At 68.3% G+C, this 24,863-nt stretch carries 19 protein-coding genes and 1 tRNA gene; 7 read left to right on the top strand and 13 right to left on the bottom strand.

What is annotated here, in order from left to right:
- Positions 1–18 precede the first annotated feature (18 nt).
- Positions 19–94 (top strand) — tRNA-Val (locus AC2S9W_RS19570).
- A gap of 68 nt (positions 95–162) precedes the next feature.
- The gene (locus tag AC2S9W_RS19565) at positions 163–1,623 is read left to right on the top strand and encodes an amidohydrolase family protein (RefSeq protein WP_486571442.1); all 1,461 of its coding nucleotides are present in this window, start codon (positions 163–165) and stop codon (positions 1,621–1,623) included.
- A gap of 315 nt (positions 1,624–1,938) precedes the next feature.
- On the opposite strand, the gene AC2S9W_RS19560 is transcribed toward AC2S9W_RS19565, so the two are convergent.
- From AC2S9W_RS19560 to AC2S9W_RS19525, 8 genes are all read right to left on the bottom strand, one after another.
- Positions 1,939–2,250 (bottom strand): ribosomal protein L7/L12, encoded by a 312-nt coding sequence (locus AC2S9W_RS19560; protein ID WP_486571441.1) that lies wholly within the window; start codon positions 2,248–2,250, stop codon positions 1,939–1,941.
- Positions 2,251–2,280: 30 nt separating this feature from the next.
- Positions 2,281–4,956, bottom strand: coding sequence for an aconitate hydratase AcnA (gene acnA, locus AC2S9W_RS19555; RefSeq protein ID WP_486571440.1), 2,676 nt, complete (start codon positions 4,954–4,956; stop codon positions 2,281–2,283).
- Positions 4,957–5,481: 525 nt separating this feature from the next.
- Positions 5,482–6,666, bottom strand: coding sequence for a GGDEF domain-containing protein (locus AC2S9W_RS19550; RefSeq protein ID WP_475282815.1), 1,185 nt, complete (start codon positions 6,664–6,666; stop codon positions 5,482–5,484).
- A gap of 92 nt (positions 6,667–6,758) precedes the next feature.
- Positions 6,759–7,769 carry a DUF2891 domain-containing protein gene (locus AC2S9W_RS19545; RefSeq protein ID WP_475282814.1) on the bottom strand — a complete coding sequence of 337 codons (1,011 nt, stop codon included), beginning with the start codon at positions 7,767–7,769 and terminating at the stop codon, positions 6,759–6,761.
- 13 nt (positions 7,770–7,782) lie between these two features.
- Positions 7,783–8,721, bottom strand: a complete 939-nt coding sequence (locus AC2S9W_RS19540) for a DUF979 domain-containing protein (RefSeq protein WP_475282813.1) — start codon at positions 8,719–8,721, stop codon at positions 7,783–7,785.
- The gene (locus AC2S9W_RS19535) at positions 8,718–9,392 is read right to left on the bottom strand and encodes a DUF969 domain-containing protein (protein WP_212598580.1); all 675 of its coding nucleotides are present in this window, start codon (positions 9,390–9,392) and stop codon (positions 8,718–8,720) included. Before AC2S9W_RS19535 ends, AC2S9W_RS19540 begins: the two co-directional genes overlap by 4 nt.
- Before the next feature lie 61 nt (positions 9,393–9,453).
- Complete coding sequence (locus tag AC2S9W_RS19530; protein ID WP_486571439.1) at positions 9,454–13,074, bottom strand: hydantoinase B/oxoprolinase family protein; 3,621 nt, start codon at positions 13,072–13,074, stop codon at positions 9,454–9,456.
- Positions 13,067–14,692, bottom strand: coding sequence for a CHASE domain-containing protein (locus AC2S9W_RS19525; protein ID WP_234002464.1), 1,626 nt, complete (start codon positions 14,690–14,692; stop codon positions 13,067–13,069). Before AC2S9W_RS19525 ends, AC2S9W_RS19530 begins: the two co-directional genes overlap by 8 nt.
- Before the next feature lie 49 nt (positions 14,693–14,741).
- On the opposite strand from AC2S9W_RS19525, the gene AC2S9W_RS19520 reads away from it, so the two are divergent.
- Positions 14,742–15,566 carry a glutathione S-transferase family protein gene (locus AC2S9W_RS19520; RefSeq protein WP_486571438.1) on the top strand — a complete coding sequence of 275 codons (825 nt, stop codon included), beginning with the start codon at positions 14,742–14,744 and terminating at the stop codon, positions 15,564–15,566.
- 25 nt (positions 15,567–15,591) lie between these two features.
- Here AC2S9W_RS19520 and AC2S9W_RS19515 read toward each other — a convergent pair whose 3' ends face one another.
- From AC2S9W_RS19515 to AC2S9W_RS19505, 3 genes are read right to left on the bottom strand one after another with little or no spacing between them, the layout of a single operon-like run.
- Positions 15,592–17,181, bottom strand: coding sequence for a DHA2 family efflux MFS transporter permease subunit (locus tag AC2S9W_RS19515; protein WP_067109582.1), 1,590 nt, complete (start codon positions 17,179–17,181; stop codon positions 15,592–15,594).
- A gap of 9 nt (positions 17,182–17,190) precedes the next feature.
- Positions 17,191–18,327: an HlyD family secretion protein gene (locus AC2S9W_RS19510; protein WP_083675146.1), complete on the bottom strand. Its 1,137-nt coding sequence runs from the start codon at positions 18,325–18,327 to the stop codon at positions 17,191–17,193.
- Positions 18,327–18,791, bottom strand: coding sequence for a MarR family winged helix-turn-helix transcriptional regulator (locus AC2S9W_RS19505; RefSeq protein WP_076076666.1), 465 nt, complete (start codon positions 18,789–18,791; stop codon positions 18,327–18,329). Before AC2S9W_RS19505 ends, AC2S9W_RS19510 begins: the two co-directional genes overlap by 1 nt.
- A 131-nt stretch (positions 18,792–18,922) precedes the next feature.
- Here AC2S9W_RS19505 and AC2S9W_RS19500 point away from each other — a divergent pair, with 131 nt between their 5' ends.
- The 3 genes from AC2S9W_RS19500 (at position 18,923) to AC2S9W_RS19490 (ending at position 22,482) form a co-directional block, all read left to right on the top strand.
- Positions 18,923–19,570 carry a 2-hydroxychromene-2-carboxylate isomerase gene (locus tag AC2S9W_RS19500; protein ID WP_067109576.1) on the top strand — a complete coding sequence of 216 codons (648 nt, stop codon included), beginning with the start codon at positions 18,923–18,925 and terminating at the stop codon, positions 19,568–19,570.
- A 236-nt stretch (positions 19,571–19,806) separates the two neighbouring features.
- Entirely contained in the window at positions 19,807–20,559 is a 753-nt protein-coding gene (locus tag AC2S9W_RS19495; protein ID WP_076076664.1) for an alpha/beta fold hydrolase, read from the top strand.
- A 75-nt stretch (positions 20,560–20,634) separates the two neighbouring features.
- Positions 20,635–22,482, top strand: coding sequence for a M2 family metallopeptidase (locus AC2S9W_RS19490; RefSeq protein ID WP_076076663.1), 1,848 nt, complete (start codon positions 20,635–20,637; stop codon positions 22,480–22,482).
- A 397-nt stretch (positions 22,483–22,879) separates the two neighbouring features.
- Here AC2S9W_RS19490 and AC2S9W_RS19485 read toward each other — a convergent pair whose 3' ends face one another.
- The gene (locus tag AC2S9W_RS19485) at positions 22,880–23,206 is read right to left on the bottom strand and encodes an ArsR/SmtB family transcription factor (RefSeq protein WP_067185776.1); all 327 of its coding nucleotides are present in this window, start codon (positions 23,204–23,206) and stop codon (positions 22,880–22,882) included.
- A 48-nt stretch (positions 23,207–23,254) separates the two neighbouring features.
- On the opposite strand from AC2S9W_RS19485, the gene AC2S9W_RS19480 reads away from it, so the two are divergent.
- Positions 23,255–23,737: an SRPBCC family protein gene (locus AC2S9W_RS19480; RefSeq protein ID WP_286749546.1), complete on the top strand. Its 483-nt coding sequence runs from the start codon at positions 23,255–23,257 to the stop codon at positions 23,735–23,737.
- Positions 23,738–24,045: 308 nt separating this feature from the next.
- Here the strand turns inward: AC2S9W_RS19480 and AC2S9W_RS19475 are convergent, their stop codons facing one another.
- Complete coding sequence (locus AC2S9W_RS19475; RefSeq protein WP_104959834.1) at positions 24,046–24,819, bottom strand: SDR family NAD(P)-dependent oxidoreductase; 774 nt, start codon at positions 24,817–24,819, stop codon at positions 24,046–24,048.
- Positions 24,820–24,863 lie beyond the last annotated feature (44 nt).

Genomic DNA, 24,863 nt, shown 5'->3' with positions numbered 1-24,863 from the left:
GCGCCCGCTCCCCGCAGGGGGCGCTTAGCTCAGTTGGTAGAGCATCTCGTTTACACCGAGAGGGTCGGCGGTTCGAGCCCGTCAGCGCCCACCATATCCGCCTTGTTGAGACTGCCCTTTCGGGGCTAGGGTAATCCCTTGTCCGGAAAAAGGGTCTCCCGCATGAAACGTCTCGCCGCCGCTCTGGCATCATCGCTGCTCGCTTTGGCCGCGCCCGCGCTCGCGGCGCCGCAGCAGGGCGATGTCGTCATCCGCCATGTGAATCTCGTCGATGTCGAGGCGGCGAAGACGCAGGCCGATCAGGCAGTGGTGCTGCGCGGCGCCGACATCGTCGCCGTCGGCGCTGATGCCGCGATTGTGCGCGACTGGCGCGCGGCCAAGGTCGTCGAGGGCAAGGGCCTCTATCTGATCCCCGGCCTTTGGGACATGCACGTCCATTTCGGCGGTGGGCCCGAACTGATCGAGGAGAACAAGGCGCTTCTGCCGCTTTATGTCGCCAACGGCATCACGACGATCCGCGATTGTTCGGGCGACCTGCCTGATCAGGTGCTCGGCTGGCGCAGCGAGATTGCGAGCGGCAGCCTGTTCGGGCCGCGCCTGCTGACCTCCGGCGCGAAGATCGAGGGGATCGCGCCGGTGTGGAAGGGAACGATCGAGGTCGGCAGCGAAGCCGACGTCGATGCGGCGCTGACCCGGCTGCAACAGCGCGACAAGGTCGATTTCGTCAAGATCACCGACAGCACGCTGAAACCCGACCTGTTCCTTTATGCGCTGCGGCAGGCGAAGGCGCGCGGAATCCGGACGTCGGGGCATATCCCGATGGCGCTGACCACCCGGCAGGCGGTCGATGCCGGGATCAGTTCGATCGAGCATCTCGACTATGCCTATCACGCCGGGGCGCGTGACGAAGCGGCGGTCGCCGCCGATTTCGCCGCGGGCCGCATCGACCGCGCCGAGGCGAGCCGCCGGCTCGACGCGGCGTTCGACCCCGCGACCGCGATGGCGGCCTATCGCCATTTCGCCGAAAAGGGCGTGTTCGTCACCCCGACGCTGAACGGCAGCCGCATCCTCGCCTTCCTCGACCGCGACGACCACAGCAAGGACGAAGGGCTCGCCTATATCGGGCCGAAGCTGCGCAAGACCTATGACTGGCGCATCGAGCGCGCGGCCAAGGCCAGCCCCGAGGCGGTCGCGGCGCGCCACGCGCATATCGACGCGATGGCGCGGATATTGCCGATGCTGCAGCAGGCCGGCGTCACGATCATCGCCGGGACCGACGCGGGATTCCTCAACAGCTTCAACTATCCTGCCTTCGCGCTGCACGACGAGATCGTGCTGTTCGTCGAAAAGGGGCTGACCCCGGCGCAGGCGCTCGCCTCCGCGACGCGCGCCGGGCCGGCCTGGTTCGGCCAACTCGACCGCTATGGCGCGATCCGGCCGGGGATGGCCGCCGACCTGGTGCTGCTGAAACGCAACCCGCTGGAGGATATCGCCGCGACGAAGGCGATCGACACGGTAGTGATGCGCGGCAAGACCTATGACCGCGCCGCGCTCGATGCGATGCTGGCCGACACGCGCGCCCAGGTCGCGGCATGGAACGTGGAGGACGGCGCGAGCGAATAGGGCGGCGCGCTCCCAATCTGGAACGGGATATGGGCTGGATTTGGAGCACGATGACTTTGGATTGCCTCACTTCGTCATTGCGAGCGGAGCGCAGCAATCCAGAACGGTCTGCGCGCGCTCTGGATTGCCGCGCGGCTTCGCCGCTCGCAATGACGAATCCAGTCGATGTCATAACGTTCTGACGCTCGGCGCGTCGGGATGGTCGCCCGCGCCGCCGCCATGACGCTCTGGTCCCCGCCTTCGCGGGGACGATGTTTCGTTCAAAAAAGATTGCACTCCGACGGTGTAAATCCCGGCTCGCGAAGCGGTCGTGAGTCAGCGGAGCAGCCGTCGGCGTTCGAGAGCTTCGACGGCCGCCTTGCTTTCGGCCAGTCCCAGCCCGGTGACTTCGCGCCACAGCTTTATCGCCTCTATCTTGCGATTCTGGCGCAGCAGTTCGACGACCGCCTCTTCATCGCTGCCGGTGGGTACGGGCGCGCTGGAAACGGAGACCGACCGCCCGATGGGTCGCGGTGCCGGCGGCGGCGCGATCAGGTCGCGCGCGCCGCGTCCGGCCTTGCGGCGCAGCATCCATGTCAGCGCCGCGCCGCACAGGAAGCCCGCGGCGAAGAGGAGCAAGGCGCTCACCGCTTCGCCCCCGGGCCTCCCGCTCGCGGGTCAGGCGGCGAGCTTGCGCAGCACATAGTGCAGGATGCCGCCGTTCATATAATATTCGACCTCGTTCGCCGTATCGATGCGGCAGAGCGTGTCGAAGCTGAAGGTCGACCCGTCGGGGCGCGTCACCTGCACTGTCACCGTCTGGCGCGGCTTCAGGTCGGCGACGCCGGTGATAGTGAAGCTGTCGTCGCCCGTCAGCGCCAGCGTCTCGCGCGTCTGGCCGTCCTGGAACTGGAGCGGCAGCACGCCCATGCCGACGAGGTTCGAGCGGTGGATACGCTCGAAGCTTTCGGCGATCACCGCGCGCACGCCGAGCAGGATGGTCCCCTTCGCCGCCCAGTCGCGCGATGAGCCGGTGCCATATTCCTTGCCCGCGATGACGACGAGCGGGGTGCCGTCGGCCTTGTGGCGCATCGCGGCGTCATAGATGGGCATCACTTCCTGCCCATAGCGCGACATGCCGCCCTCGATCCCCGGCACCATCTCGTTGCGGATACGGATGTTGGCGAAGGTGCCGCGCATCATCACCTCGTGGTGGCCGCGGCGCGAGCCGTAGCTGTTGAAGTCGGCCCTGGCGACCTGATGCTCCATCAGCCATTTGCCCGCCGGGCTGTCGGCCTTGATCGACCCGGCCGGGCTGATGTGGTCGGTGGTGATCGAATCGCCCAGGATCGCGAGCGGCTTTGCGTCGACGATGTCGGCGACCGGCGCCGGCGTCATCTCCATCCCCTCGAAATAGGGCGGGTTGGCGACATAGGTCGACCCGGCGCGCCACTGATAGGTGTCGCTGCCTTCGACCTGGATCTTCTGCCAATGCTCGTCGCCCTTGTAGACATGGGCGTAGCGCGCCTCGAACATGCCGCGGTCGACCGCGCCGGCGATGGTGTCGGCGACCTCCTGGTTGGTCGGCCAGATGTCCTTGAGGTAGACGTCGTTGCCGTCCTTGTCCTGCCCGATCGGTGTGCCCGTGAAATCCTCGGTGACGGTGCCCTTCAGCGCATAGGCGACGACGAGCGGCGGCGAGGCGAGGAAGTTGGCGCGCACGTCGGGCGACACGCGGCCCTCGAAATTGCGGTTGCCCGACAGGACCGAGGCGGCGACGATGTCGTTGCCGTTGATCGCGGCCGAGATCGGCTCGGCGAGCGGGCCCGAGTTGCCGATGCAGGTCGTGCAGCCATAGCCGACGAGGTTGTAGCCGATCGCGTCGAGGTGCGGCTGGAGGCCCGCCTTGGCGAGATAGTCGGTCACCACCTGCGATCCCGGCGCGAGGCTGGTCTTGACCCACGGCTTCGGCTTCATGCCGCGCTCGTTCGCCTTCTTGGCGACGAGGCCGGCGGCGATCATCACGCCGGGGTTCGAGGTGTTGGTGCAGCTGGTGATCGCGGCGATGACGACGTCGCCGTCGCCGATGTCGTGATCGCGGCCCTCGACCGGCACGCGCTTCGCGCCGTCATGCTTGTAGACATTGGCGAGGTCGGCGTTGAACACGTCGTCGACCTCGGTCAGCACGACCTTGTCCTGCGGGCGCTTCGGCCCGGCGAGGCTGGGGACGACGGTGGCCATGTCGAGTTCGAGCGTGTCGGTGAACACGGGGTCGGGCATGCCGGCGTGACGCCACAGGCCCTGCGCCTTCGCATAGGCTTCGACCAGCGCGATATTCTCTTCGCTGCGGCCGGTCAGCCGCATATAGTCGATCGTCTTTTCGTCGATGCCGAAGAAGCCGCAGGTCGCGCCATATTCGGGCGCCATGTTGGCGAGCGTCGCGCGGTCGGCGAGGCTGAGGCTGTCGAGCCCGGGGCCGAAATATTCGACGAAGCGCCCGACGACGCCCTTGGCGCGCAGCATCTGCGTCGCGGTGAGCACGAGGTCGGTCGCGGTGACGCCTTCCTTGAGCCGCCCGGTGAGCTTGAAGCCGACGACCTCGGGAATCAGCATGGAAACGGGCTGGCCCAGCATCGCGGCCTCCGCCTCGATCCCGCCGACGCCCCAGCCGAGCACGCCCAGGCCGTTGATCATCGTCGTGTGGCTGTCGGTGCCGACGCAGGTGTCGGGATAGGCGACGGTTTGGCCGTCCGCGCCCTCGCTCGACCACACGGCCTGCGCGATGTGTTCAAGGTTGACCTGGTGGCAGATGCCGGTGCCCGGCGGCACGGCCTTGAAATTGTCGAGGCTCTTCGACCCCCATTTCAGGAAGTCGTAGCGCTCGCCGTTGCGGTAATATTCGATCTCGACATTCTGCTCGAACGCCTTGGGGTGGCCGAACTCGTCGACCATCACAGAGTGGTCGATGACGAGGTGGACGGGAACCAGCGGGTTGATCTTCGACGTGTCGCCGCCGAGCCTGGCGATCGCATCGCGCATCGCGGCAAGGTCGACGACGCAGGGGACGCCGGTGAAGTCCTGAAGCAGCACGCGCGCCGGGCGATACTGGATCTCGCGCGCCGACACGGGGTTCGACTGCCAGTCGACGATCGCCTGGACGTCGTCGGTCGACACGGTGAAGCCGCCGTCCTCGAAACGGAGGAGGTTTTCGAGCAGCACCTTCATCGAGAAGGGCAGGCGCGACACGTCGCCCAGTTTCGCCGCCGCCTTGTCGAGCGAATAATAAGCGTACGTCTTGCCCCCGACATCGAGCGTCGAACGGGTGCCCAGCGTATCGTGGCCGGTGGTGGTCATAGGCTTGCAGTCCCCAAATTGGCGCGGCGGGGAATGACGGCCGAAGCCCGATCCGGGAGAGCGGGGCCAACGGGAGTCGCGCGCGCGGGTTTATGTCCGCGCCGCCTTACGCCGGGGGGCAGGAAATGCAAGGGGGGCGGGCGGCCTGCAACCGCGTCGGGGGCTCGCGGCTGGCGAGGTGCGCGTCGAATCCGGGCCGCAGCTTACGGGAAGGCGAGGCGGGCCTGAGGGCCCTGGACTCTGATGATTTTGGATTGACCCGCTTCGTCATTGCGACCCCGGACCTGATCGGGATATATACCCTTCAGGCAAGTAGGGAGCTGTTCCCCGGCGAAAGCCGGGGTCCACGCGGGGCAGCCCTGTGCCATCTGGACCCCGGCTTTCGCCGGGGAACATTTCATTGTCGAAAAGGGATAATTGCCGACCTGATCCGGGGGAAGCAATCCAGAGCGGTTTGCGCACACTCTGGATTGCCGCGTCGCTTCGTTCCTCGCGGGTAACGATTCCAACGCATGTCATCATGCTCTAGGCGCTGGCGGACAGGGGCGGCGCGGGGGCCGGCGCCGCGAAGGCGCGCACGCGGTCGCGGCCCGCGCGCTTCGCGTCGTAAAGCGCCTGGTCGGCCTGGCGCAGCAGCGCCGACAGGCCGGCGCCGGGCGTGCTCGCGGCAAGGCCGAAGCTGGCGGTCGGGGTCAGCGCGGGCGGGATGCGCCCGGCGCAGGTGGCGGACAGGCCCGCACGGATAGCCTCGGCCAGTTGCCGTGCCGCCGTGATCCCCGCGCCGGGGATCAGCACCGCGAATTCCTCTCCGCCGATCCGCCCCGCGATCATGTCGGCCGGCCCTTCGCGCCGCACGATCTCGCCGAAGGCGGTGATGATCGCGTCGCCGACCGCATGGCCGTAGCGGTCGTTGACCCGCTTGAAATGGTCGAGGTCGGCGATCAGCAGCGCCGCGATGCGTCCGTCGCCGTCGCAGCGGCGCAGCGCGGCATTCGCCGTCGCCTCGAACCCGCGGCGGTTGAGCAGGCCCGACAGCGGGTCGGCCTGCGCCTCTGCCCGCAATTCGGCCAGCATGTCGACCGCGACCGCGACCATCAGGCTGATCGCCGCCATGACCGATACCATCGCCTGGCTGAACTGGACCGTCGTCCAATAGACCGACTGCTGGAAGCCGTCGTAATCGGCGAAGCCGCCGCTGAAGGTCAGGATGACGATCGGCCGCACGATCAGGTTGGCGGCGCAGAGCGCGGCCACCCAGAACAGCAGCCGGTCGATCAGGTGCGGCTTGTCGATCGGCCACAAGGCCCGCACGACCATCAGCGCGACGATGCCGGTGCCGAGGCTGATCGAATAGATGCGCCCCTCGATGCTCGGCCGGCCGAGCAGGAACCAGACGAAGACCGCCAGCGAGACCGCCGCGGTGAGCGCCATCGCGCGCCAGGGCACGGGCAGGCCGTAACGCTGGATGATCGCGGCCGCGAACAGCACGCCGGTCAGCAGGAATCCGGCATTGGCGGGCAGCCGCTGCAATTCCATCGGCAGCACCGGCGCCAGGTCCTGGATCAGGAAGGCGCAGGCGGTCGCGACATAGGCCCCGGCGGCATAGGCGATGTAGCGCTCGCGCCGGTTCAGCCACATCAGGAAGAAGGCGCCGGCGAACAGCAGGCCGATGCCCGGATTGAGCAAGGAGATGAAGAGTTGTCCCGTCAAATCGGCTTCCTGCGTGACCGGAGGAGACCATAGCGAGGCCATGGATAACAAGTCGTTACGGTGCGATGCAGCCCGGCGAGAGTATGTAACGGTTAGGAGCGGTCTTCTCTGTCCGCCAACCCGTCGAGCGCGAGGAGCGCGAAGCTCGCCAGCCAGTGTTCGCCCATATAATCGCCGGTGACGTGCGGCAGCGCGGCGTCGAGGTGGCGCAGCGCGCTCGCCTCGGCCTCCGCGACGACCGGGTGGCCGGCCGGCAGCGCGGCGGCGATCGCGCGCCAGCACCAGGCGCGGCTGAGGTTGAGGCCGTCGAGATGGGCGATCTTGCCGTCGCTGCGGTCGGACACCATCGCGGGGGCGAAAAGCGTCGCGGGCGTCCGTTGCGCGGCGCGCGGCAGGAAGGCGTCGAACCAGTCGGCGAATCGGGCGCCGCGCACGACCGCCATCAGATGCGCCTCGGTCAGCGCGGACGAAAGGAACTCGTCGCCGCCCGGCTCCCACGCCTGGCAATCGGCATCGCCGCCGAACCAGTCCTGCGCGCGGGCGTCGATCAGCGCGACCAGCGCCGGATCGCGCGGGCCCGCCCAATGGCGCGCGAGCAGCAGCGCGAAGGCGATGTTGAAATGCGTCCCGACGCGCAAGGGATAGGTCAGCTTGGGCAGGAAGGCATGGAAACGCGCGGCGAAGGCGGCGGCGAGCGGTTCGAGCGCCGCGGCCCAGGGGGCATCGTGCGCCGCCGCCTCGGCGTGGAGCGCGAGCAGCCATGCCCAGCCATAGGGGCGCTCGAATCCGGTCGCGGTCGGGCGATCGAGGAAGGCGAGCTCACCCGCCACCTTGTCGGGCACCAGCATCGCGTCGGCGCGCGCGCGGATGGCGCCGGCGACGGGCAGGTCGGGAAAACGCCGCGCGAGGCGAAGAACCTGCCACCAGCCGTGGACGCAGCTGTGCCAGTCGAAACTGCCGTGGAAGATCGGGTGATGATCGCGCGGCGGCTTCGCATCCTCCGGCCCCGCCATGACGAGGTCCATCTTGTAGGGATATTCGCGGCCGAGATGCGACAGCGTCGCGGTCGCGAAGCGGGTGGCGTGTTCGGGGGAAAGGTGCATGGGTTCCGTCGGATTAGAAGGCGAAGAGCCAGATGAAGACGATGTTCACCGCGAGCAGCGGGATGGCGGTGCCAATCTGCGCCCGGATCACGCCATAGGGGCTTTTCAGTTCGAGCAGCGCCGCGGGCACGAGGTTGAAATTGGCGGCCATCGGGGTCATCAGCGTGCCGCAGAAACCCGCGAGCATGCCGATCGCCGCGACGACGGCGGGATTGCCGTCATATTGCTGGATCAGCAGCGGCATGCCGATCGCGGCGATCATCACCGGAAAGGCCGCGAAGGCATTGCCCATCACGATGGTAAACAGCGCCATGCCGAGACCGAAGGCGAGCACGGCACCGAACAGGCTGCCTTCGGGAATCGCGCCGCCGATCAGGCCGCCCACCACCTCGCCGACGCCGGCGAGCGCGAACACCGCGCCGAGGCTGGCGAGCATCTGCGGCAGCACCGCCGCCCAGCCGACCGAATCGAGCAGCCGGCGGCCCTGCTGCGCCGGGAGCAGCAGCGGCGGACGCAGCCGCGCCATGCCGACCGCGAGCGCGATCAGCACGCCGAGCGCGAGCGAGATCAGCGTCGCCTGCTTCGGATCGGCGATGCCGGGCACCCATTTGAACAGAAAGGTCCCCGCCAGCGCGACCGCCGGGATGATCAGCGCGACGAGGAGCAGGAAATTGCCGTGGCGCGCGGCGCTGTCCGCCTGCTCCTCGGCCGGGATGTCGCCGGCGGGGCCCTTGCCGATCTGGCCGGTCCCGGCGATGGCGACGAGCGCGAGGACGAGCAGCCCGTTGCCGAAATCGCCGAGCCGGTCGCCGGCGAGCATCGACACGGCGAGCAGGCCCCAGAAAGCGGCATTGCCGAAGCGCTTTGGATTCGTGCGGTCGAGCAGGCCGAGCAGCGCTAACAGCGCGAAGGCCAGCCCCGAAAGCACGTAGACGAAGCCGAGAGTGATCATGCGCCGCCCTCCGCCTTTTGCGCCATGCGCCGTTCGAGCCGCCGCAGGCGCCAGGCGTGGATGATGAAGGCCGCGATCGCGGTCGGGATCGCCCAGACCGACAGGTGCAGCGGCTCTATGTCGTAGCCATAGCCTTCGAGCACGCCCTTCATCAGCAGGATCGAGCCGATGGCGAGGAAGATGTCCTCGCCGAAGAAGAGACCGATGTTGTCGGTCGCCGCCGAAAAGCCCTTCACCTCCTCGCGCTGCGCGTCGCTGAGCGCCGGGTTCTGCGTATCGGCGGCGGCTTCCGCCATCGGCGCGACGAGCGGCCGCACCGTCTGCGCATGCCCCGCGACCGACGTCAGGCCGACCGCGGACAGAAGCTGGCGCAGCAGCAGGTAGCCGGTGAGCAGGCGCCCGAGCGTCGCCCCTTTCATCCGCCCGATCAGCGTCCGCGCATGCTGTTGCAAGCCATAGGCTTCGAGCAGGCCGATGACCGGCAGGACGATCCACACGATCGAGACATAGCGCGTGTCGTTGAACGCCTTGCCGAAGGCGGCGACGATCGCGGTCACGTCGAGCCCCGCCGCGAGCCCGGTCGCGAGCGCCGAGGCCATGATGACCAGCAGCGGATTGAAGCGGAGCAGGAAGCCCGCGATGATGATGAGGATGCCGATCAGGACGAGCATGGCTCAGTCCTGTCGGACGTTGGACCCCGGCGAAAGCCGGAGCGCGCATAGGCACGCCCCCTCATTGCTCCTCCCCCGCTTCACCATAGCCGCCGCCGCCCGGCGTTTCGATCACGAAGGCGTCGCCGGCTTCCAGCTTCGCGCTGCCCGTCGCGGCGAGCCGTTCGATCGATCCGTCGGCGCGCTCGACCCAGTTGCGGCCGGGGGCGCCGTCCGCGCCGCCCGCGAGCCCCTTGGGCGGCACCGTGCGGCGGTTGGCGAGAATGTTCGCCACCATCGGCGCGCGAAAGCGGATGCGCCGCGTCGCGCCGTCGCCGCCGGTCCAGCGCCCCTTGCCGCCCGAACCGCGGCGGATCGAAAATTCCTCGACGATCACCGGAAAGCGCGTCTCCATCACCTCCGGGTCGGTCATGCGGCTGTTGGTCATGTGCGTCTGGATGACCGCGGTGCCGTCGAAGCCCGGGCCCGCGCCCGAACCGCCGGCGATCGTCTCGTAATATTGGCGCTGCGCGTCGCCGAAGGTGAAATTGTTCATCGTCCCCTGCGCGCAGGCCATCGCGCCGAAGGCGGCGAAGAGCGCGTCGGTGATCACCTGGCTCGTCTCGACATTGCCCGCGACGACGGCGGCGGGATGGCGCGGGCTGAGCATCGAATCGGGCGGCACGATCAGCGTCACCGGTGCAAGGCAGCCCTCGTTCATCGGGATCGGGTCGTCGAGCATCGTGCGCAGCACATAGAGGACGGCGGCGCGGACGACCGGCAGCGGCGCGTTGAAATTGTCGGGCAGCGTCGGCGACGAGCCGGTGAAGTCGATCGTGACATGGCGCGCCGCGCGGTCGACCCGCACCGCGACGGCGACCTCGGCGCCATTGTCCATCGCATAACGGAAGGCGCCGTCGTCGAGGCGGGCGACGAGCTGGCGCACCGCGGCTTCGGCCTGGCGCTGGCCGTGCGCCATATAGGCGGCGACGGTGGCGGACCCGTGCGCGGCGGACAGGTCGGCGAGCGCGCTGGCGCCGCGCTGACACGCCGCGACCTGCGCCTTGAGGTCGGCGATGTTGAGCGCCGGGTTGCGCGCCGGAAAGGCGCCGGCGGTCAGATGCGCATGGACATCGGCGTCGAGGAAACGGCCGTCGTCGACGATCAGCCGGTTGTCGAACAATATGCCTTCCTCGTCGATGCTGCGGCTGTTCGGCGGCATCGAGCCGGGGGCGATGCCGCCGAGATCGGCATGGTGGCCGCGCGCGGCGACGAAGAAGGCGGGGGCGTCGGTTCGCCCCTCCACGAACACCGGCATGATGACGGTGATGTCGGGCAGGTGGGTGCCGCCGTCATAGGGGGCGTTGAGCGCATAGGCGTCGCCGGGGCGCAGCCCGCGTCCGTCACGCGGCCGGCCATCGGGATCGGGTCCGCGCCGGCGCAGGATCGTGCGGACGCTTTCCCCCATCGAACCGAGGTGGACCGGCATGTGCGGCGCATTGGCGACGAGCCGCCCTTCGCCGTCGAACAGCGCGCAGGAGAAGTCGAGCCGCTCGCGGATGTTGATCGACGAGGCGCTGTGCTGAAGCGCGCCGCCCATTTCCTCCGCGATCGCCATGAACAGGCTGTTGAAGATTTCGAGACGAATGGGATCGGGTTGCTGTTCCTGCCCTTCGGGGACGGAACCATCGCCCTTGCGCAGGGCTGCGCCCGTTCTTGAGAGCAGCAGCGTGCCTTCAGACTTGACCGTTGCCGTCCATCCGGGCTCGATCACCGTGGTCGCGAGCGCATCGACGATGATCGCGGGCCCGGCGACGGTGCGGCCGGGGGCGAGCGCGGCGCGCTGGTGGAGCGGCACGCGGTGCGCCGCGCCCGCGAGCCAGGCGGTGACGATTTCGGGCCCGGCTTCGGCCATGGGCGCGGGTGGCGGCAGGGCGGCGGGGGCGTCGTCCGCCTCGGTCAGTTCGACGCGGATGCGGTCGACGACCAGGTCGTCGTGCGGCGCATAGCCGAAACGCTGGCGGAAGGCGGCGGCGAAGGCGGCGCGCACCGCGGCGGGATCGGACAGCGGCAATTCGATCGCATTGTCGCTGTCGGCGAGGCGGACGAAGAGCAGGGTCTCGCGCGCGACCTGCGCGTCGGGAGCGAGGTCGGCGCGCGCTTGTCCGGCAAGCTCGGCTTCGGCGGCGGCGAGGCTGTCGGCGCAGTCGGCGGCGAGCGGCAGTCCCAGCGTCCGCTCGCGAATCGCCGAGGGGCGGGCAAGACCCATGCCATAGGCCGAGAGCACGCCCGCGAGCGGGTGGAGCAGGATCCGGTCGACGCCGAGCGCGTCGGCGACGAGGCAGACATGCTGTCCCGCGGCGCCGCCGAAGCCGACGAGGCTGTAACCCTGCGTCAGGTCATGACCGCGCGCGATGGTGATGCGCTTGATCGCGTTCGCCATCTGCTGCACCGCGATGGCGAGCAGCCCCTCGGCCAGCGCTTCGGGGGTGATGGCGCCCACCTGTGCCGCGAGGACCGCGACCTTGTCCGCGACGGCGGCGCGGTCGAGCGGCTGGTCGCCGCTTTCGCCGAACAGCTTCGGGAAATGATCGGGCTGAATCTTGCCGAGCAGCACGTTGCAGTCGGTGACGGTCAGCGGGCCGCCGCGACCATAGGCGGCGGGGCCGGGGTTGGCGCCCGCGCTTTCGGGGCCGACGAGCAGGCGCGCGCCGTCCCAGCGGCAGATCGAACCGCCCCCCGCGGCGACGGTGTGGATGCGCAGCATCGGCGCGCGGATGCGCGTCCCGGCGACGATCGTCTCGTTATCGCGCTCGAGCCGGCCGGCATAATGGCTGACGTCGGTCGAGGTGCCGCCCATGTCGAAGCCGATCAGCCGTTCGAACCCCAGCGGCGCGGCGCTGCCGACCATGCCGACGATCCCGCCGGCGGGGCCGGACAGGATCGCGTCGCGGCCGTGGAAGGCGGCCGCCGCGGCCAGCCCGCCCGAGCTTTTCATGAACTGCGGCCGGGCCTCTTCGCCCAGCGCGGCGCAGAACTGGCGCACATAATGATGGAGGACGGGCGAGAGATAGGCATCGGCGAGCGTCGTGTCGCCGCGCCCGACCAGCTTGATCAGCGCGCTGACGTCGTGGCTGGTCGAAATCTGGGAAAAGCCCAGTTCGGCGGCGATCGCCGCCAGCCGCCGTTCGTGTGCCGGATAGCGATAGCCGTGCATCAGGACGATCGCGATGCTGGCGATCCCGGCGTCGCGCGCCGCCTGCAGCGCCCGGCGCGCGGCGGCTTCGTCGAGCGGCGCGATGACCTCTCCGTCGGGGCCGATGCGCTCGGCGATCTCGGCGACCGCCGCGTGCGGTGGCGGCGTGCGGTTCAGCGCGCGCGCGAACAGCTCGGGCCGGTCCTGATAGCCGATGGTCAGCGCGTCGCCGAAGCCGCGCGTGATCGCGAGCAGGGTCGGTTCGCCTTTGCGTTCGAGCAGCGCGTTGGTCGCGACGGTCGATCCCATGCGGATCGACAGCGGCGGCAGCGGGCCGTCGCCCGCGCCGGTGAGGTCGCGGATCGCGTTCACCGCCGCATCGCCGGGGCGCGCCGGGTCCTCACTCAGATATTTGGTGCTGAGGGCGCGGCCGTCGGGGGCGCGCGCCACGACGTCGGTGAAGGTTCCGCCGCGATCGATCCAGATGTGCCAGCAGGGGTCAGCCATGGACCGCCTGATCGGGCCAGCGGATCAGGATGGCAAGCTGCTTGTCGGTGGCGTGGCGATGCCACCGGCCCTTCAGTTGCCGTTCGATCAGCGAGCGGATGAAATGGGTGCCGAAGCTTTCGGTCTCGAAATGCGGGGTTTCGGGCAGATCGCTCTCGATCCACGACAGTTCGATATCGGTGCCGTCGCGGCGCCAGTGCACCGCGAGCGTCCCCTTGCCGGCCAGCGCGCCATATTTGATGCTGTTGGTGACGAACTCGTGGATTGCGAGCGCGACCGCCTGTGCGCCCTCGTCGGCGAGGCGGACCTCCGGACCGGAAAGCGACGCGAGCCGTTCCTCGTCCCAGCCGGCGAGCGTCAGTTCGCGGCGGACGATCGCGCCGAGTTCGACGCTGTCGACCGCGCCGGTGACGAGCATCTGCTTGGCGTCGGACAGCGCGCGCAGCCGCCCGTCGAACTTGGCCTCGAAGGTGGCGAGATCGCCCGCCTCGCGTGCCGTGATCCGGGCGAGCGCGCCGATGCGGGCGAAGGCGTTCTTCATCCGATGCGCCATTTCGCCCATGATCAGTTCGCGGTCCTCCGCGTGGCGCGCCTTTTCCTCGGCAAGCGCCTGGAAGGCGCCGAGGCGGCGCTGTTGCAGCCGGTGGAGCTGGGTCGCGAGGACCGCGATGGCGAGCCCGAAGAGCAGGATGCCGAGCGGCCGGCCGATCCGGTCGATGAACCGGCCATAGGAGATGCGCACCGTCCATAGCCGGTCGGCGACGCGGATATGCTCTTCATGCGCATCCCAGCGCATGACGCCGTGCGTGAAGACACGCGGCGCCGACGGGCCGTCGCCCGCAAAGACCTCGATCCCGTCGATGCTTTCGAGCTGCGAACCGAGCACCGCGCGCATCAGGTCGCCGACGCGGAACGGCGCATAGACGAAAGCCTCGATCGGACGGACGCCGCCGCCGGCGGTCGCGACGGCGCTGCCGCCGCCGGCGTCGACGGGGGGAAGCGCAGCGATCGCGTCGGTCGAGGGCGTCGCGGCATAGACGGGAATATAGATGAGGAAACCCGGCTGTTTGCGCCGGTCGCGGGTTTCCTGAAGCAGCTCGACGATGCCGCTCGCAGCCGGCCGGCCGGTCTGCCAGGCGCGGCGCATCGCCTCGCGCCGGACCGGCTCGCTGTACATGTCGAAACCCAGCGCCGGATGGTTGCGCGTGTCGTCGGGTTCGAGGAGGATGATCGGGAAGCCGATCGGCTGGTCGGTCGTGGGCCAGACGCGAATGTCCCGGCCGTAGTTCTGGCGCAGCCGCGCCTCGGCGGCGGCGGGGGTCGCCTGCTGCATCGCGATGGCGATGCCGATGCCCTGCATGCCGGGCGAGCGCACCTGCGGCTGGAGCGCCGTCAGATAGGCGCGAATGGCGGGGCCGTTGGCGGCCATGTCCGATTCGTACAACGCCCGCACGCCTTCGAGCGCCGAGATATGATCGCGCAGACGGTCGTCGATCTGCATCGCGACGCGCCCGGCCTGATCGGCCTCCTGCGTCTGGTTGTAGAAGAAGCTGGCCGCCGCCGCGCCAAGCGCGCCGAGCAGGATGACGAGGCCCATCGCGCGGACCGAAAGGGCCATCAGCCGATCTGCCCAGGCGGAAGGGCGCATTGCTTGGTTTTCCCGTTATATGGCTGCGCCCGGCAGCGCCCCGAACGAGCGAGTGTTCCACGCCAAGGCGCTGATAGCAAGCGCGTTTGTCGGGGTCGCCGCGCACGTCGCGCCGTCGCTTTCGTCCGCCGTTGCGGGTTGCGGTCCGCGGTCTCTTCCCTATGCTGGGTGGGCAGCGGCGAAGGGGGAAGGTTCGATGATCGTCTATGGTTCGGTGTTATCGCCTTTCGTGCGGAAATTGCTCGGCTATCTGGGCGAGAAGGGGATCGGTTTCGAGCTGAAGGGGGTCGGCATAGGCGACCCCGATCCGGGGTTCCGCGCCGCCTCGCCGCTCGGCAAGATGCCGGCGATCGACGACGACGGCTATCGGCTCGCCGATTCGAGCGCGATCATACACTATCTGGAAGCGAAGCATCCCGAGCCCGAACTGATTCCCGCCGATCCGCAATTGCGCGGTCGGACGATCTGGTGGGAGGAGTTCGGCGATACGCTGCTCGCGGCGTGCAGCGGCAAATTATTCTTCAACCGCGTCGTCGCGCCGCACGTCCTGAAACGCGAGGGCGACCTGGCCGCGGCGGCGCAGGCGGAGGCCGAAGACCTGCCGAAGCTGCTCGCCTATCTGGAGGAGGCGATCCCCGCGAGCGGCTTTCTGGTCGGCGACCGGCTGACGCTCGCCGACCTTGCCGCCGTCTCGCCGCTGGTGAACGTCCGCCATTGCAGCGCCGGGGCCGATCCGGCGCGCTATCCGAAGATCGCGGCGTGGAGCGCGGCGATCCTGTCGCGTCCCAGCCTTGCCCCGTGGATCGCCAGGGACGAGCGGATGATGGCGGCGCTCGCCGGATAGGGCGGCGTGCGGTCCGCCCGGCGCATCAATGCCCCATGTCGCTCGCCGACGCCGCCGGTCCGCCGGGGGCGGGCGGGCGCAGCAGGATGACGAGCGGGACCGACAGCAACGTCACCCACATCATCGCCCAGAAATCGTCGATATAGGCGACCATCGCGGCCTGCCGGTTGATCTCGGCATTGACCATCGCCATCACGCTGCCCCCGAGTGCACCGAGCCGGTCGGACGTCGACGGGTCGATCAGCGCGACCGAACTGTTCGTGATGTGCGCGACCAGGTCTTCGTGGCTCGTCTGCGTGTTGGTGGCCAGCAGCGTCGTCACCACAGAGATGCCGACCGACGCGCCGACGCTGCGGAACAGGTTGAGTAGGCTGGCGCCGTCGGTGCGCCACGCCGGACCCAGCGTCGCGAAGGCCATGGTGTTGAGCGGGATGAAGACCAGCCCCATGCCGAGTCCCTGGACGAGCCCGCTGACCACCACCGGTCCGACGCCCATCATCAGCGACCACTGGCTCATCTGCCACAGCGAATAGGCGGCGATGACCAGGCCGCTGCCGACCAGCCAGCGCGCGTCGATCCGCCCCATCAGCCGGCCCGCGATCCACATGCTGATCAGGATGCCGACGCCGCGCACCGCGAGCACCCAGCCGGTGTCGATCACCGGCCAGTCGAACAGGCGCTGGAGCATCGGCGGCAGCAGCGCCATCGACGAGAACATGACGATGCCGATCACGATCATGAACCCCAGCGCGGTGAGCAGATTGCGATCGGCGAGCATCCGGCGGTCGAACAAAGTGTCGCGCGCGGTCAGCAGGTGGATCAGGAACATCCACAGGCAGGCGAGGGCGACGCCGGTCTCGATCCATATCTCGAGGCTGTCGAACCAGTCCTTCTGCGCCCCGCGGTCGAGCATGAGCTGGAGCGACGCGAGCCCAAGCGCGAGCATCGAAAAGCCGAACAGGTCGAATTTGCGGTCCTTGCGCCCGGTCGCGGGGAGCAGCGCCCAGAGCAGCGCCAGCGTCGCCAGCCCGACCGGCAGGTTGACGTAGAAAACCCAGCGCCAGTTGACCGATTCGGTCAGCCAGCCGCCCAGGATCGGTCCCAGAATCGGCCCGACCATGATCCCCATGCCCCAGATCGACATGGCGCGCGCGTGGCGTTCGGGCGGGTTGATGTCGAGCATCACCGACTGCGACAGCGGCCCGATGAAGGCGGCGCTGATCCCCTGCAGGAAACGGAAGATAACCATCTCCTCCAGATTCTGCGCCGCGCCGCAGGCCATCGAGGCGATGATGAAGCCGAGCACCGCGATCAGGAACAGCGGGCGCCGCCCGATGCGGTCGGCGAGCCAGCCGGTGATCGGCATCGCGACCGCCGAGGCGATGATATAGCTGGTGAGCACCCAGTTCACCGTCTCGCTCGTCGCGCCGAGGCTCGACTGCATGTGCGGAATGGCGACGTTGGCGATCGTCGTGTCGAGGATCTGCATCACCGACGCGCCCATCACCGCGACGGTCAGCAGGCCATGATAGCGCACCTGCTCGTAGAGCGGCCGGTCGTCGCTGACGACCGTCGCCGCGGGCGCCGGGCGCCGGGAAAAGACGCGGCTCGCCACCGGCTGCCCTTAGGTGCAGCCGCCCGAGGTGATCACCGTGACCTCGGTCGAAAGCCCCGCGATCATCGCCCGCTTCGGCGCCTCGTCGAAGGCGATGCGCACCGGCACCCGCTGCGTCACCTTCACCCAGTTGCCGGTCGCGTTCTGCGCGGGCAGCACGGAGAATTCGCTGCCCGTGCCGGCGCCGATCGTCTGGACGTGCCCGCGCACCTTCAGCCCCGGATAGGCGTCGAAGCGCATCTCGGCGGGCTGGCCCACGCACATGTGCGCGAGATCGGTTTCCTTGAAATTGGCCTCGACCCACGGATGCGCGGTATCGACCAGCGTCACCGCGGGAAGCCCCGCGACCATCATCTGGCCGAGCTGCAGCCGGTGCGATTCGGCGACCCGTCCCGCGCTCGGCGCGCGCACCTCGGTGCGGCCGAGATCGACCTGCGCCTGCGCGCGCCGGACGCGCGCCGCCGCGACCTGCGGATTGGTGCCGCCCGTGCCCGTCGCCAGCTTGGCGCGCGCCTCGGCGGCGGACGCTTGCGCCTGCGCGAGCCGGGCGCGCGCCTGCTCGACCGCGTGCTTCGACGCGTCATAGGCGGCGCGGGTGGTGAATCCCTTGTCCATCAGCGCGGCCTGGCGCTGGAAATTCGATTCGGCGAAGGCGATGTCCTCGCGCGCCGCCTGGATGTCGACCGCCGTCGCGGCGAGGCTGGCCGACAGATTGCCGACATCGACCGTCGCCGAATCGATCGCGGCGTTCGCCTGCGCGACCGTCAGCGCATAGGGGTGGCCATCGATGCGGAAGAGCAGCTGTCCCTTCGCGACCTCCTGACCCTCGCGGATCGCGACCTCGGTGATCAGGCCGCCGACCTCCGCGGCGACCGACACCTTGTCCATCTGGATATAGGCATTGTCGGTCGACACCGACCCGCCGCTCGCCAGCCAGTACCAGCCGCCCGCCGCCGCGAGCGCCAGCGGCACGCCGAACATCAGCGCGCGCGTGCGCCAGCCGGGCTTCGCCTCTGCCGCGGTCGTGGGCGGCGGCACGGGATCGGCCTTCGGCGCGGCCTTCGAGGCGGCCTTCGGCGACGCGACCTCTTCAGAGCGCGGCTCGGGGCGGTCGGGCTTGCGGCGAGGGGGAGCGAGCTGGTCCATCAGAGGGCCTCTTTCGTTTCTTCTCTTTCGGTCGTGTCGATCGCGTCGCGGCGCGACAGGTTGCAACGCACGTGGCGGACGAGCCGGATCAGTTCGGCGCGCTCGGCGGGGGAGAGTCCCCCGATCGCCTCTTCGGTCAGCGCGTCGGTCAGCCGCCGCATCGCGCCCATCTGTTCGCGGGCGCGCGGGGTCAGATAGAGAAGCCAGGCGCGGCGGTCGCCGGGGTCGGCGCGGCGCTCGACCAGCCCGGCCTCGGCCAGCCGGTCGACCATCCGCGACAGGGTGATCGGTTCGACCTCGATCAGGTCGGCGAGCGGACCCTGGCGGATGCCCTCGTAGCGCTTGAGATAGCTGAGCAGCCGCCATTGCAGCGCGGTGATCCCGCTGTCGCGGGTGCGCGCGTTGAAGGCGCGGCGGAACAGCCGCGCGGTATCGTTGAGCAGAAAGCCGACCGTCTCTCTCATGGCAGACGATATAATAGCAATTGCCACTATATCCAATGACAATATGCTGCACATGCGAAATTGCCGCGAACGCCACTGCCGCTTTTCGACAATCGCTTGCGCCGCGCGGATATTTTGGCACTATGCGTGCCATGAGTCTGACCGCCGACCTCTTCTGGTCCTTCCGCTCGCCCTACAGCTATCTCGCCATCGGCCGCTATCGCGCGCTCGCGGCGAGCCACGACGTGACGATCGACCTGCGTCCCGTCTATCCGCTCGCGATCCGCCAGCCCGATTTCTTCGAGCGCAACCACCCCAACTGGCTCGGCTACACGATGCGCGACATGATGCGCGTCGCGCAGTTCCACGGCATCCCCTTCGGCCCGCCGCGTCCCGACCCGATCGTCCAGAACGTCCACACGCGCGAGATCGCGGCGGAGCAGCCCTATATCTTCCGCCTGACCCGCCTCGGACAGGCGGCGTCGCGGCGCGGCAAGAGCCTCGCCTTCTGCGACGAGGTCGCACAGCTCATCTGGGGCGGCGCGCAGGACTGGCACCTCGGCGATCATCTGGCGGGCGCGGCACGCCGCGCGGGGCTGGACCTCGCCGAACTCGACGCCGAGGCCGAAACCGATGCGGAGGCGCTCGACGCGGAAATCGCCGCGAACCAGGCGGCGCTCGAACTCGCGGGCCATTGGGGGGTGCCGACGCTCGTCTTCGATGGCGAGCCCTTCTTCGGGCAGGACCGCATCGAGCTGGCGAAATGGCGCATGGAGCAGAAGGGTCTGCGGCCGCGCTGAGCACAGCGAAAATCTGCGCGGGAGGGTTCGGCGCGCTCCCCCCTTTTCGTCATACGCGAACAAGTCGGCATAGAGCGAGAGCTTGTGCCCCGGCGAAAGCCGGGTCCAGATGGCATATGGCATAGTGCGGTCCCGCGTGGACCCCGGCTTTCGCCGGGGAACGGTTCCTTGTGGAAAGCGAACATGCCGAAGCAATGACGGTTCAAACCGATGGCATCCTGTCCTAAGGCCGAAGGATGAGCATCGAACCGCAATATTTCGACGCGCGCGACGGCGTGCGGTTGGCGTGGCGCGAGATGGGGGAGGGGCGGCCGGTCGTCCTGCTCCACGGCCTGTTCTCGAGCGCCGAGGTCAACTGGATCAAGTTCGGCACCGCGGCGCGCATCGCCGCCGAGGGCTATCGCGTCGTCATGCCCGACCTGCGCGTCCACGGATCGAGCGCGGCGCCGCACGATGCGGCGCTCTATCCGCCCGACGTGCTGGTGAGCGACCTTGCCGATCTGATCGCGCACCTCGGCCTGTCGGCGTTCGACCTCGGCGGTTTCTCGCTCGGCGCGCGGACCAGCGTGCGCGCGGTGGTTGCGGGGATGACGCCGGGGCGACTGATCCTCGGCGGCATGGGGCTGGCGGGACTGGCCGGGTGGCAGCGGCGCGGGCAGTTCTTCAAGCGCGTGATTGCCGAATATGACAGCGCGAAGCGCGGCGACGACAGCTGGCTGTCGATCCAGTTCATGAAGACGATGAAGATCGACCGCATCGCCGCCGGCCACCTGCTCGACAGCTTCACCGATACGCCGCCCGATGCGCTGGCGGCGCTGACGATGCCGACGCTCGTCGTGTGCGGCGACCGCGACCGGGACAACGGGTCGGCCGAGGACCTCGTCGCGGCGCTGCCCGACGCGGTGCTCGCGACGATCCCCGGCACCCACATGTCGAGCGTCACCGAGCCCGAACTGGGGCAGGCGATCGCGGCCTTCCTGACGGCTTGACCCTGCCGCGGACGCGGTTCAGTCTGGGGGCATCCGGCGCTGGAGCGCCGTCAGACCATCCAGAGGACGCATCCCATGAAAGTCATGATTTCAACGCTGTCGCTCGCCCTTTCGCTTGCGGTCGCGGGCCCCGCGCTGGCCGCACCGAAGCAGAAGGACGCCCCCGCCGCGCCGACTGCCGCCCCCACTGCGGCAGACGCCGATGCCTTCGTCGCCGCCGCGGAAAAGGATCTGTTCGACTATACGGTCGAGGCGAGTCAGGTGAACTGGGTCAATGCGACCTATATCACCGACGACACCGACGCGATGGCGGCGCGCATCAATGCGGTGGGCACCGAAAAGGCGGTGAAATACGCGCTCGAAGCCGCGAAATATCGCGATGTCGCCGGGCTGAGCGCCGACACGAAGCGCAAGCTCGACATATTGCGCACCGGCCTCGTCCTGCCGGCGCCGACCCGGCCGGGCGCGGCGACCGAACTCAACACCATCGCGACCGACCTCCAGTCGCAATATGGCAAGGGGCGCGGCACGCTGGGCGGCAAGGAAATCTCCGGCTCCGACATCGAGGCGGAGATGGGCAATCTCCAGCACACGCCCGCCGAATATGCCGAGATGTGGACAAGCTGGCACGACAATGTCGGCGCGCCGATGAAGGACGATTATGCGCGCCTCGTCACCATCGCCAACGAGGGCGCGAAGGAACTGGGCTTCGCCGACACCGGCGCGATGTGGCGGTCGGGCTACGACATGTCGCCCGAGGATTTCGCGAAGACGACCGAACGGCTGTGGCAGGAGGTGAAGCCGCTCTATCTGGCGCTGCACACCTATGTCCGCTGGAAGCTCAACGAGAAATACGGCGATGCGGTGCAGCCGAAGACCGGGCCGATCCGCGCCGACCTGCTCGGCAACATGTGGGCGCAGGAATGGGGCAACATCTACCCGCTCGTCGCGCCGCCGGGTTCGGGCGACCTCGGCTACGACATCGGCGACCTGCTGAAGGCGCAGGGCAAGGCGCCGCTCGATATGGTCCGCGCGGGCGAGAATTTCTATTCCTCGCTCGGGTTCGAGAAGCTGCCCGAAAGCTTCTGGAAACGCAGCCTGTTCACCAAGCCCGCCGACCGCGAGGTCGTGTGCCATGCCTCGGCTTGGGACGTCGACAACAAGGACGACATTCGCATCAAGATGTGCATCAAGGTGAATGCCGACGATTTCGTCACCATCCACCACGAACTCGGCCACAATTATTACCAGCGCGCCTACAACCGGCAGCCGTTCCTCTATCTGAACGGCGCCAACGACGGCTTCCACGAGGCGATCGGTGATTTCGTCGCGCTGTCGATCACGCCGCAATATCTGGTCGATATCGGCCTGCTCGACAAGGCGAAGGTGCCGAGCGCCGACAAGGACATCGGCCTGCTGCTGCGTCAGGCGATGGACAAGATCGCCTTTCTGCCGTTCGGCCTGCTCGTCGACCGCTGGCGCTGGGGGGTGTTCGACGGCACGATCAGGCCCGCCGACTACAACAAGGCGTGGACGCAGCTTCGCCTGCAATATCAGGGCATCGTCCCGCCGGGCGACCGGCCCGCGAACGCCTTCGACCCCGGCGCCAAATATCATATCCCCGGCAACACGCCCTACACCCGCTATTTCCTCGCGCGCATCCTGCAGTTCCAATTCTATCAGGCGGCGTGCAAGCAGGCGGGGTGGACCGGCCCCTTGCACCGCTGTTCCTTCTACAACGACAAGGCGGTCGGCGCGAAGCTCAACGAAATGCTCGAAATGGGGGCGTCGAAGCCATGGCCCGACGCGCTCGAAGCCTTCACCGGCAGCCGTGAGATGTCGGGCAAGGCGCTCGTCGATTATTTCGCGCCGCTCAAGGCGTGGCTCGACGAACAGAACAAGGGCAAGCCGCAGGGGTGGTGAGCCAGATTCGCGGCGATCTGACAAGAGCCGGGGAGGCGATTCCCCGGCCCCTTTCATGCGGGGGCGCAAATGTCGGCTTTGGGGTGGGAAGCGGTCGTTTGAGACATGCCCTGGTTTCCCCTCCCGCCTGCGGGAGGGGCAGCGAGACTTACGAACTTGTTCGTTAGTCGCAGCGGGGTGGGCCATTGCGCCGTCGCTGCCCACCCCCGACCCCTCCCGCCTGCGGGAGGGGAGAAGAAACGTCCGCTTATTGGTCGCAACCAGACATCTCCTATCTTCGTCATTCCGGACTTGATCCGGAATCCATTCTCTCAGCGCAGCGCGAATGGACCCCGGATCAAGTCCAGGGTGACGATCCTGCTGGCGTCGCTTATCGGTCGATTCCAGTCATCCCCCATCATTCCGCCTCGACCGCCTGCTTGAAGCGCGCGAGCCGCGCCGTTGCGGCGGCGGCGTGCGGGCCGATCCAGCGGTCGTGGATGTCCTGGATCGGCATCGCGTCGAGGTGGTTCCAGCGTTCGCGGCCGCGCCGCTCGGCGATCACCAGCCCCGCCTCCTCCAGCACTTTCAGATGCTGCATCACCGTGCAGCGGTCGAGGTCGGGGAAATGGCCGCACAGCGTGCCCGTCGTCAGCGGCTGATCCTTCAGGTCGTCGAGCATCTGCCGCCGTACCGCATGCGCGAGCGCCTTGAAGATCCGGTCGAAATCGTCGTGGATTGACATGTTGTAAATTTATAACATAATCGAATGCGACTCAAGCGGAGACTGGTCATGGAACTGAAGTTCAGGGTCGCGGCGCGGATCGCGAAGCCGGTGCACACGGTGTTCGAGGCGGTCGCCGACCCGCGGCAGCTGTCCCATTATTTCACCACCGGCGGCGCCGAGGGGCGGCTGGAGACCGGCGCGACGGTGACATGGGATTTCCACGATTTCCCCGGCGCCTTTCCCGTCCATGTGATCGAGGTCGTGCCCGACGAGCGGATCGTGCTCGAATGGCAGGCGAACGAGGGCGAGGCGCCGAACGTCGACGGCGGGGGAATGACGGGCAGCGACTATCGCACGCGCGTCACCATGGCGTTCAAGGGCCTCGACGACGGACGCACGCTCGTCGAGATCGCCGAAGAGGGCTGGCGCGAAAACCAGGGCGCGCTCGACGCCTCCTACGGCAATTGCCAGGGCTGGTCGCAGATGCTCTGCGCGCTCAAGGCGTGGGTCGAGCACGGCATCAACCTGCGCGACGGCATGTATGCGTGAGGTCTTAGAGTGCCGGTTTTAGAGTATCGGGCGTTAAATCTGCATCACCCTTTCTGCCGTTCGTGCTGAGCTTGTCGAAGCACCGTCCTTCCTCTTGCGGCGCCAAAAGAAAGAACGGCCCCCTTCGACTGCCTTGCAGGCGCTCAGGACAGGCTTCGACAAGCTCAGAGCCTGCCCCCGCGAAAGCGGGGGGCAAACGGTTCAGATTTAATGCTCGATTCTCTAATTGAATCAAAACCGGCACTCTAGATTCTTGTTTTACCGTGTTTTCCGAGTCGTCAGGTGATTCCACCTGACTTGAAAACACTTTAGGCGTTGCGTGCCGTCAGGCCGCCGTCGACGGGGATCACCGCGCCGGTGATGTAGCTCGCGGCGGGCAGGACGAGGCTCAGCGTCACATGCGCGACCTCCTCGGGCTCGCCGTAGCGGCGCAGCGCGGTGCGGCGCTTCGCGAAGACCGCCTTGTCGGCTTCGGGCACCGCGTCGGTCATGCCGGTGCGGATCGGGCCGGGGCAGATGCAGTTGACGGTGATCCCCTCCTTGCCCAGATCGACCGCGAGGCCGCGCGTCAGGCCGGTGACGCCGGTCTTTGCGGCGACATAGGGCGTGTCGCCGGGCGTCGCGCCGAGCCCCTCGGTCGAGGCGATGTTGACGATGCGCGCCGCGTCGCTCCGGCGCAGCCACGGCAGCGCCGCGCGCACCATGCGCTGGTGCGCGGTCAGCATCACCGTAATCGCGCGGTGCCAGATCGCCTCGTAATCGTCGGCGTCGAGCGGGCAGAAGCTCGACACCCCGGCGTTGTTGATCAGGATGTCGATGCCGCCGAAGGTCGCCGCGACCTGTGCGACGGTGCGCCCGATCGCCTCGCCGTCCGACACGTCGAGGGCAAAGGCGCGGGCGTTGTCGCCGGCTTCGGCCGCGACCGCTTCGCACGCCGCGAGGTCGAGATCGGTCACCGCGACCTTCGCGCCTTCGCTCGCGAGCAGCAGCGCGGTGGCGCGGCCCATGCCGCTGGCCGCCCCGGTGACGATGGCGACGCGGCCGACGACCGAGCGCGACAGGTTGGGGGCTGGGTTCGTCATGGGCCGTCCTTCTCGAGTGCGCGCCTTTAACCTGACCCACCTTT

The organism is Sphingopyxis sp. 550B (genome assembly GCF_057401805.1).
Note: the sequence above shows the minus strand (reverse complement) of the source record. Positions and strands in the feature narration are given on the sequence as shown.

Bases quoted from the DNA above. Each gene is read 5' to 3' on its own strand.
- AC2S9W_RS19500 (WP_067109576.1), top strand. From the start codon at position 18,923: ATGAGTCTGACCGCCGACCTCTTCTGGTCCTTCCGCTCGCCCTACAGC.
- acnA (WP_486571440.1), bottom strand. From the start codon at position 4,956: ATGACCACCACCGGCCACGATACGCTGGGCACCCGTTCGACGCTCGAT.
- AC2S9W_RS19495 (WP_076076664.1), top strand. From the start codon at position 19,807: ATGAGCATCGAACCGCAATATTTCGACGCGCGCGACGGCGTGCGGTTG.
- AC2S9W_RS19540 (WP_475282813.1), bottom strand. From the start codon at position 8,721: ATGATCACTCTCGGCTTCGTCTACGTGCTTTCGGGGCTGGCCTTCGCG.
- AC2S9W_RS19480 (WP_286749546.1), top strand. From the start codon at position 23,255: ATGGAACTGAAGTTCAGGGTCGCGGCGCGGATCGCGAAGCCGGTGCAC.
- AC2S9W_RS19520 (WP_486571438.1), top strand. From the start codon at position 14,742: ATGGCTGCGCCCGGCAGCGCCCCGAACGAGCGAGTGTTCCACGCCAAG.
- AC2S9W_RS19565 (WP_486571442.1), top strand. From the start codon at position 163: ATGAAACGTCTCGCCGCCGCTCTGGCATCATCGCTGCTCGCTTTGGCC.
- AC2S9W_RS19545 (WP_475282814.1), bottom strand. From the start codon at position 7,769: ATGCACCTTTCCCCCGAACACGCCACCCGCTTCGCGACCGCGACGCTG.
- AC2S9W_RS19505 (WP_076076666.1), bottom strand. From the start codon at position 18,791: ATGAGAGAGACGGTCGGCTTTCTGCTCAACGATACCGCGCGGCTGTTC.
- AC2S9W_RS19490 (WP_076076663.1), top strand. From the start codon at position 20,635: ATGAAAGTCATGATTTCAACGCTGTCGCTCGCCCTTTCGCTTGCGGTC.
- AC2S9W_RS19535 (WP_212598580.1), bottom strand. From the start codon at position 9,392: ATGCTCGTCCTGATCGGCATCCTCATCATCATCGCGGGCTTCCTGCTC.
- AC2S9W_RS19510 (WP_083675146.1), bottom strand. From the start codon at position 18,327: ATGGACCAGCTCGCTCCCCCTCGCCGCAAGCCCGACCGCCCCGAGCCG.
- AC2S9W_RS19530 (WP_486571439.1), bottom strand. From the start codon at position 13,074: ATGGCTGACCCCTGCTGGCACATCTGGATCGATCGCGGCGGAACCTTC.
- AC2S9W_RS19485 (WP_067185776.1), bottom strand. From the start codon at position 23,206: ATGTCAATCCACGACGATTTCGACCGGATCTTCAAGGCGCTCGCGCAT.
- AC2S9W_RS19475 (WP_104959834.1), bottom strand. From the start codon at position 24,819: ATGACGAACCCAGCCCCCAACCTGTCGCGCTCGGTCGTCGGCCGCGTC.
- AC2S9W_RS19525 (WP_234002464.1), bottom strand. From the start codon at position 14,692: ATGGCCCTTTCGGTCCGCGCGATGGGCCTCGTCATCCTGCTCGGCGCG.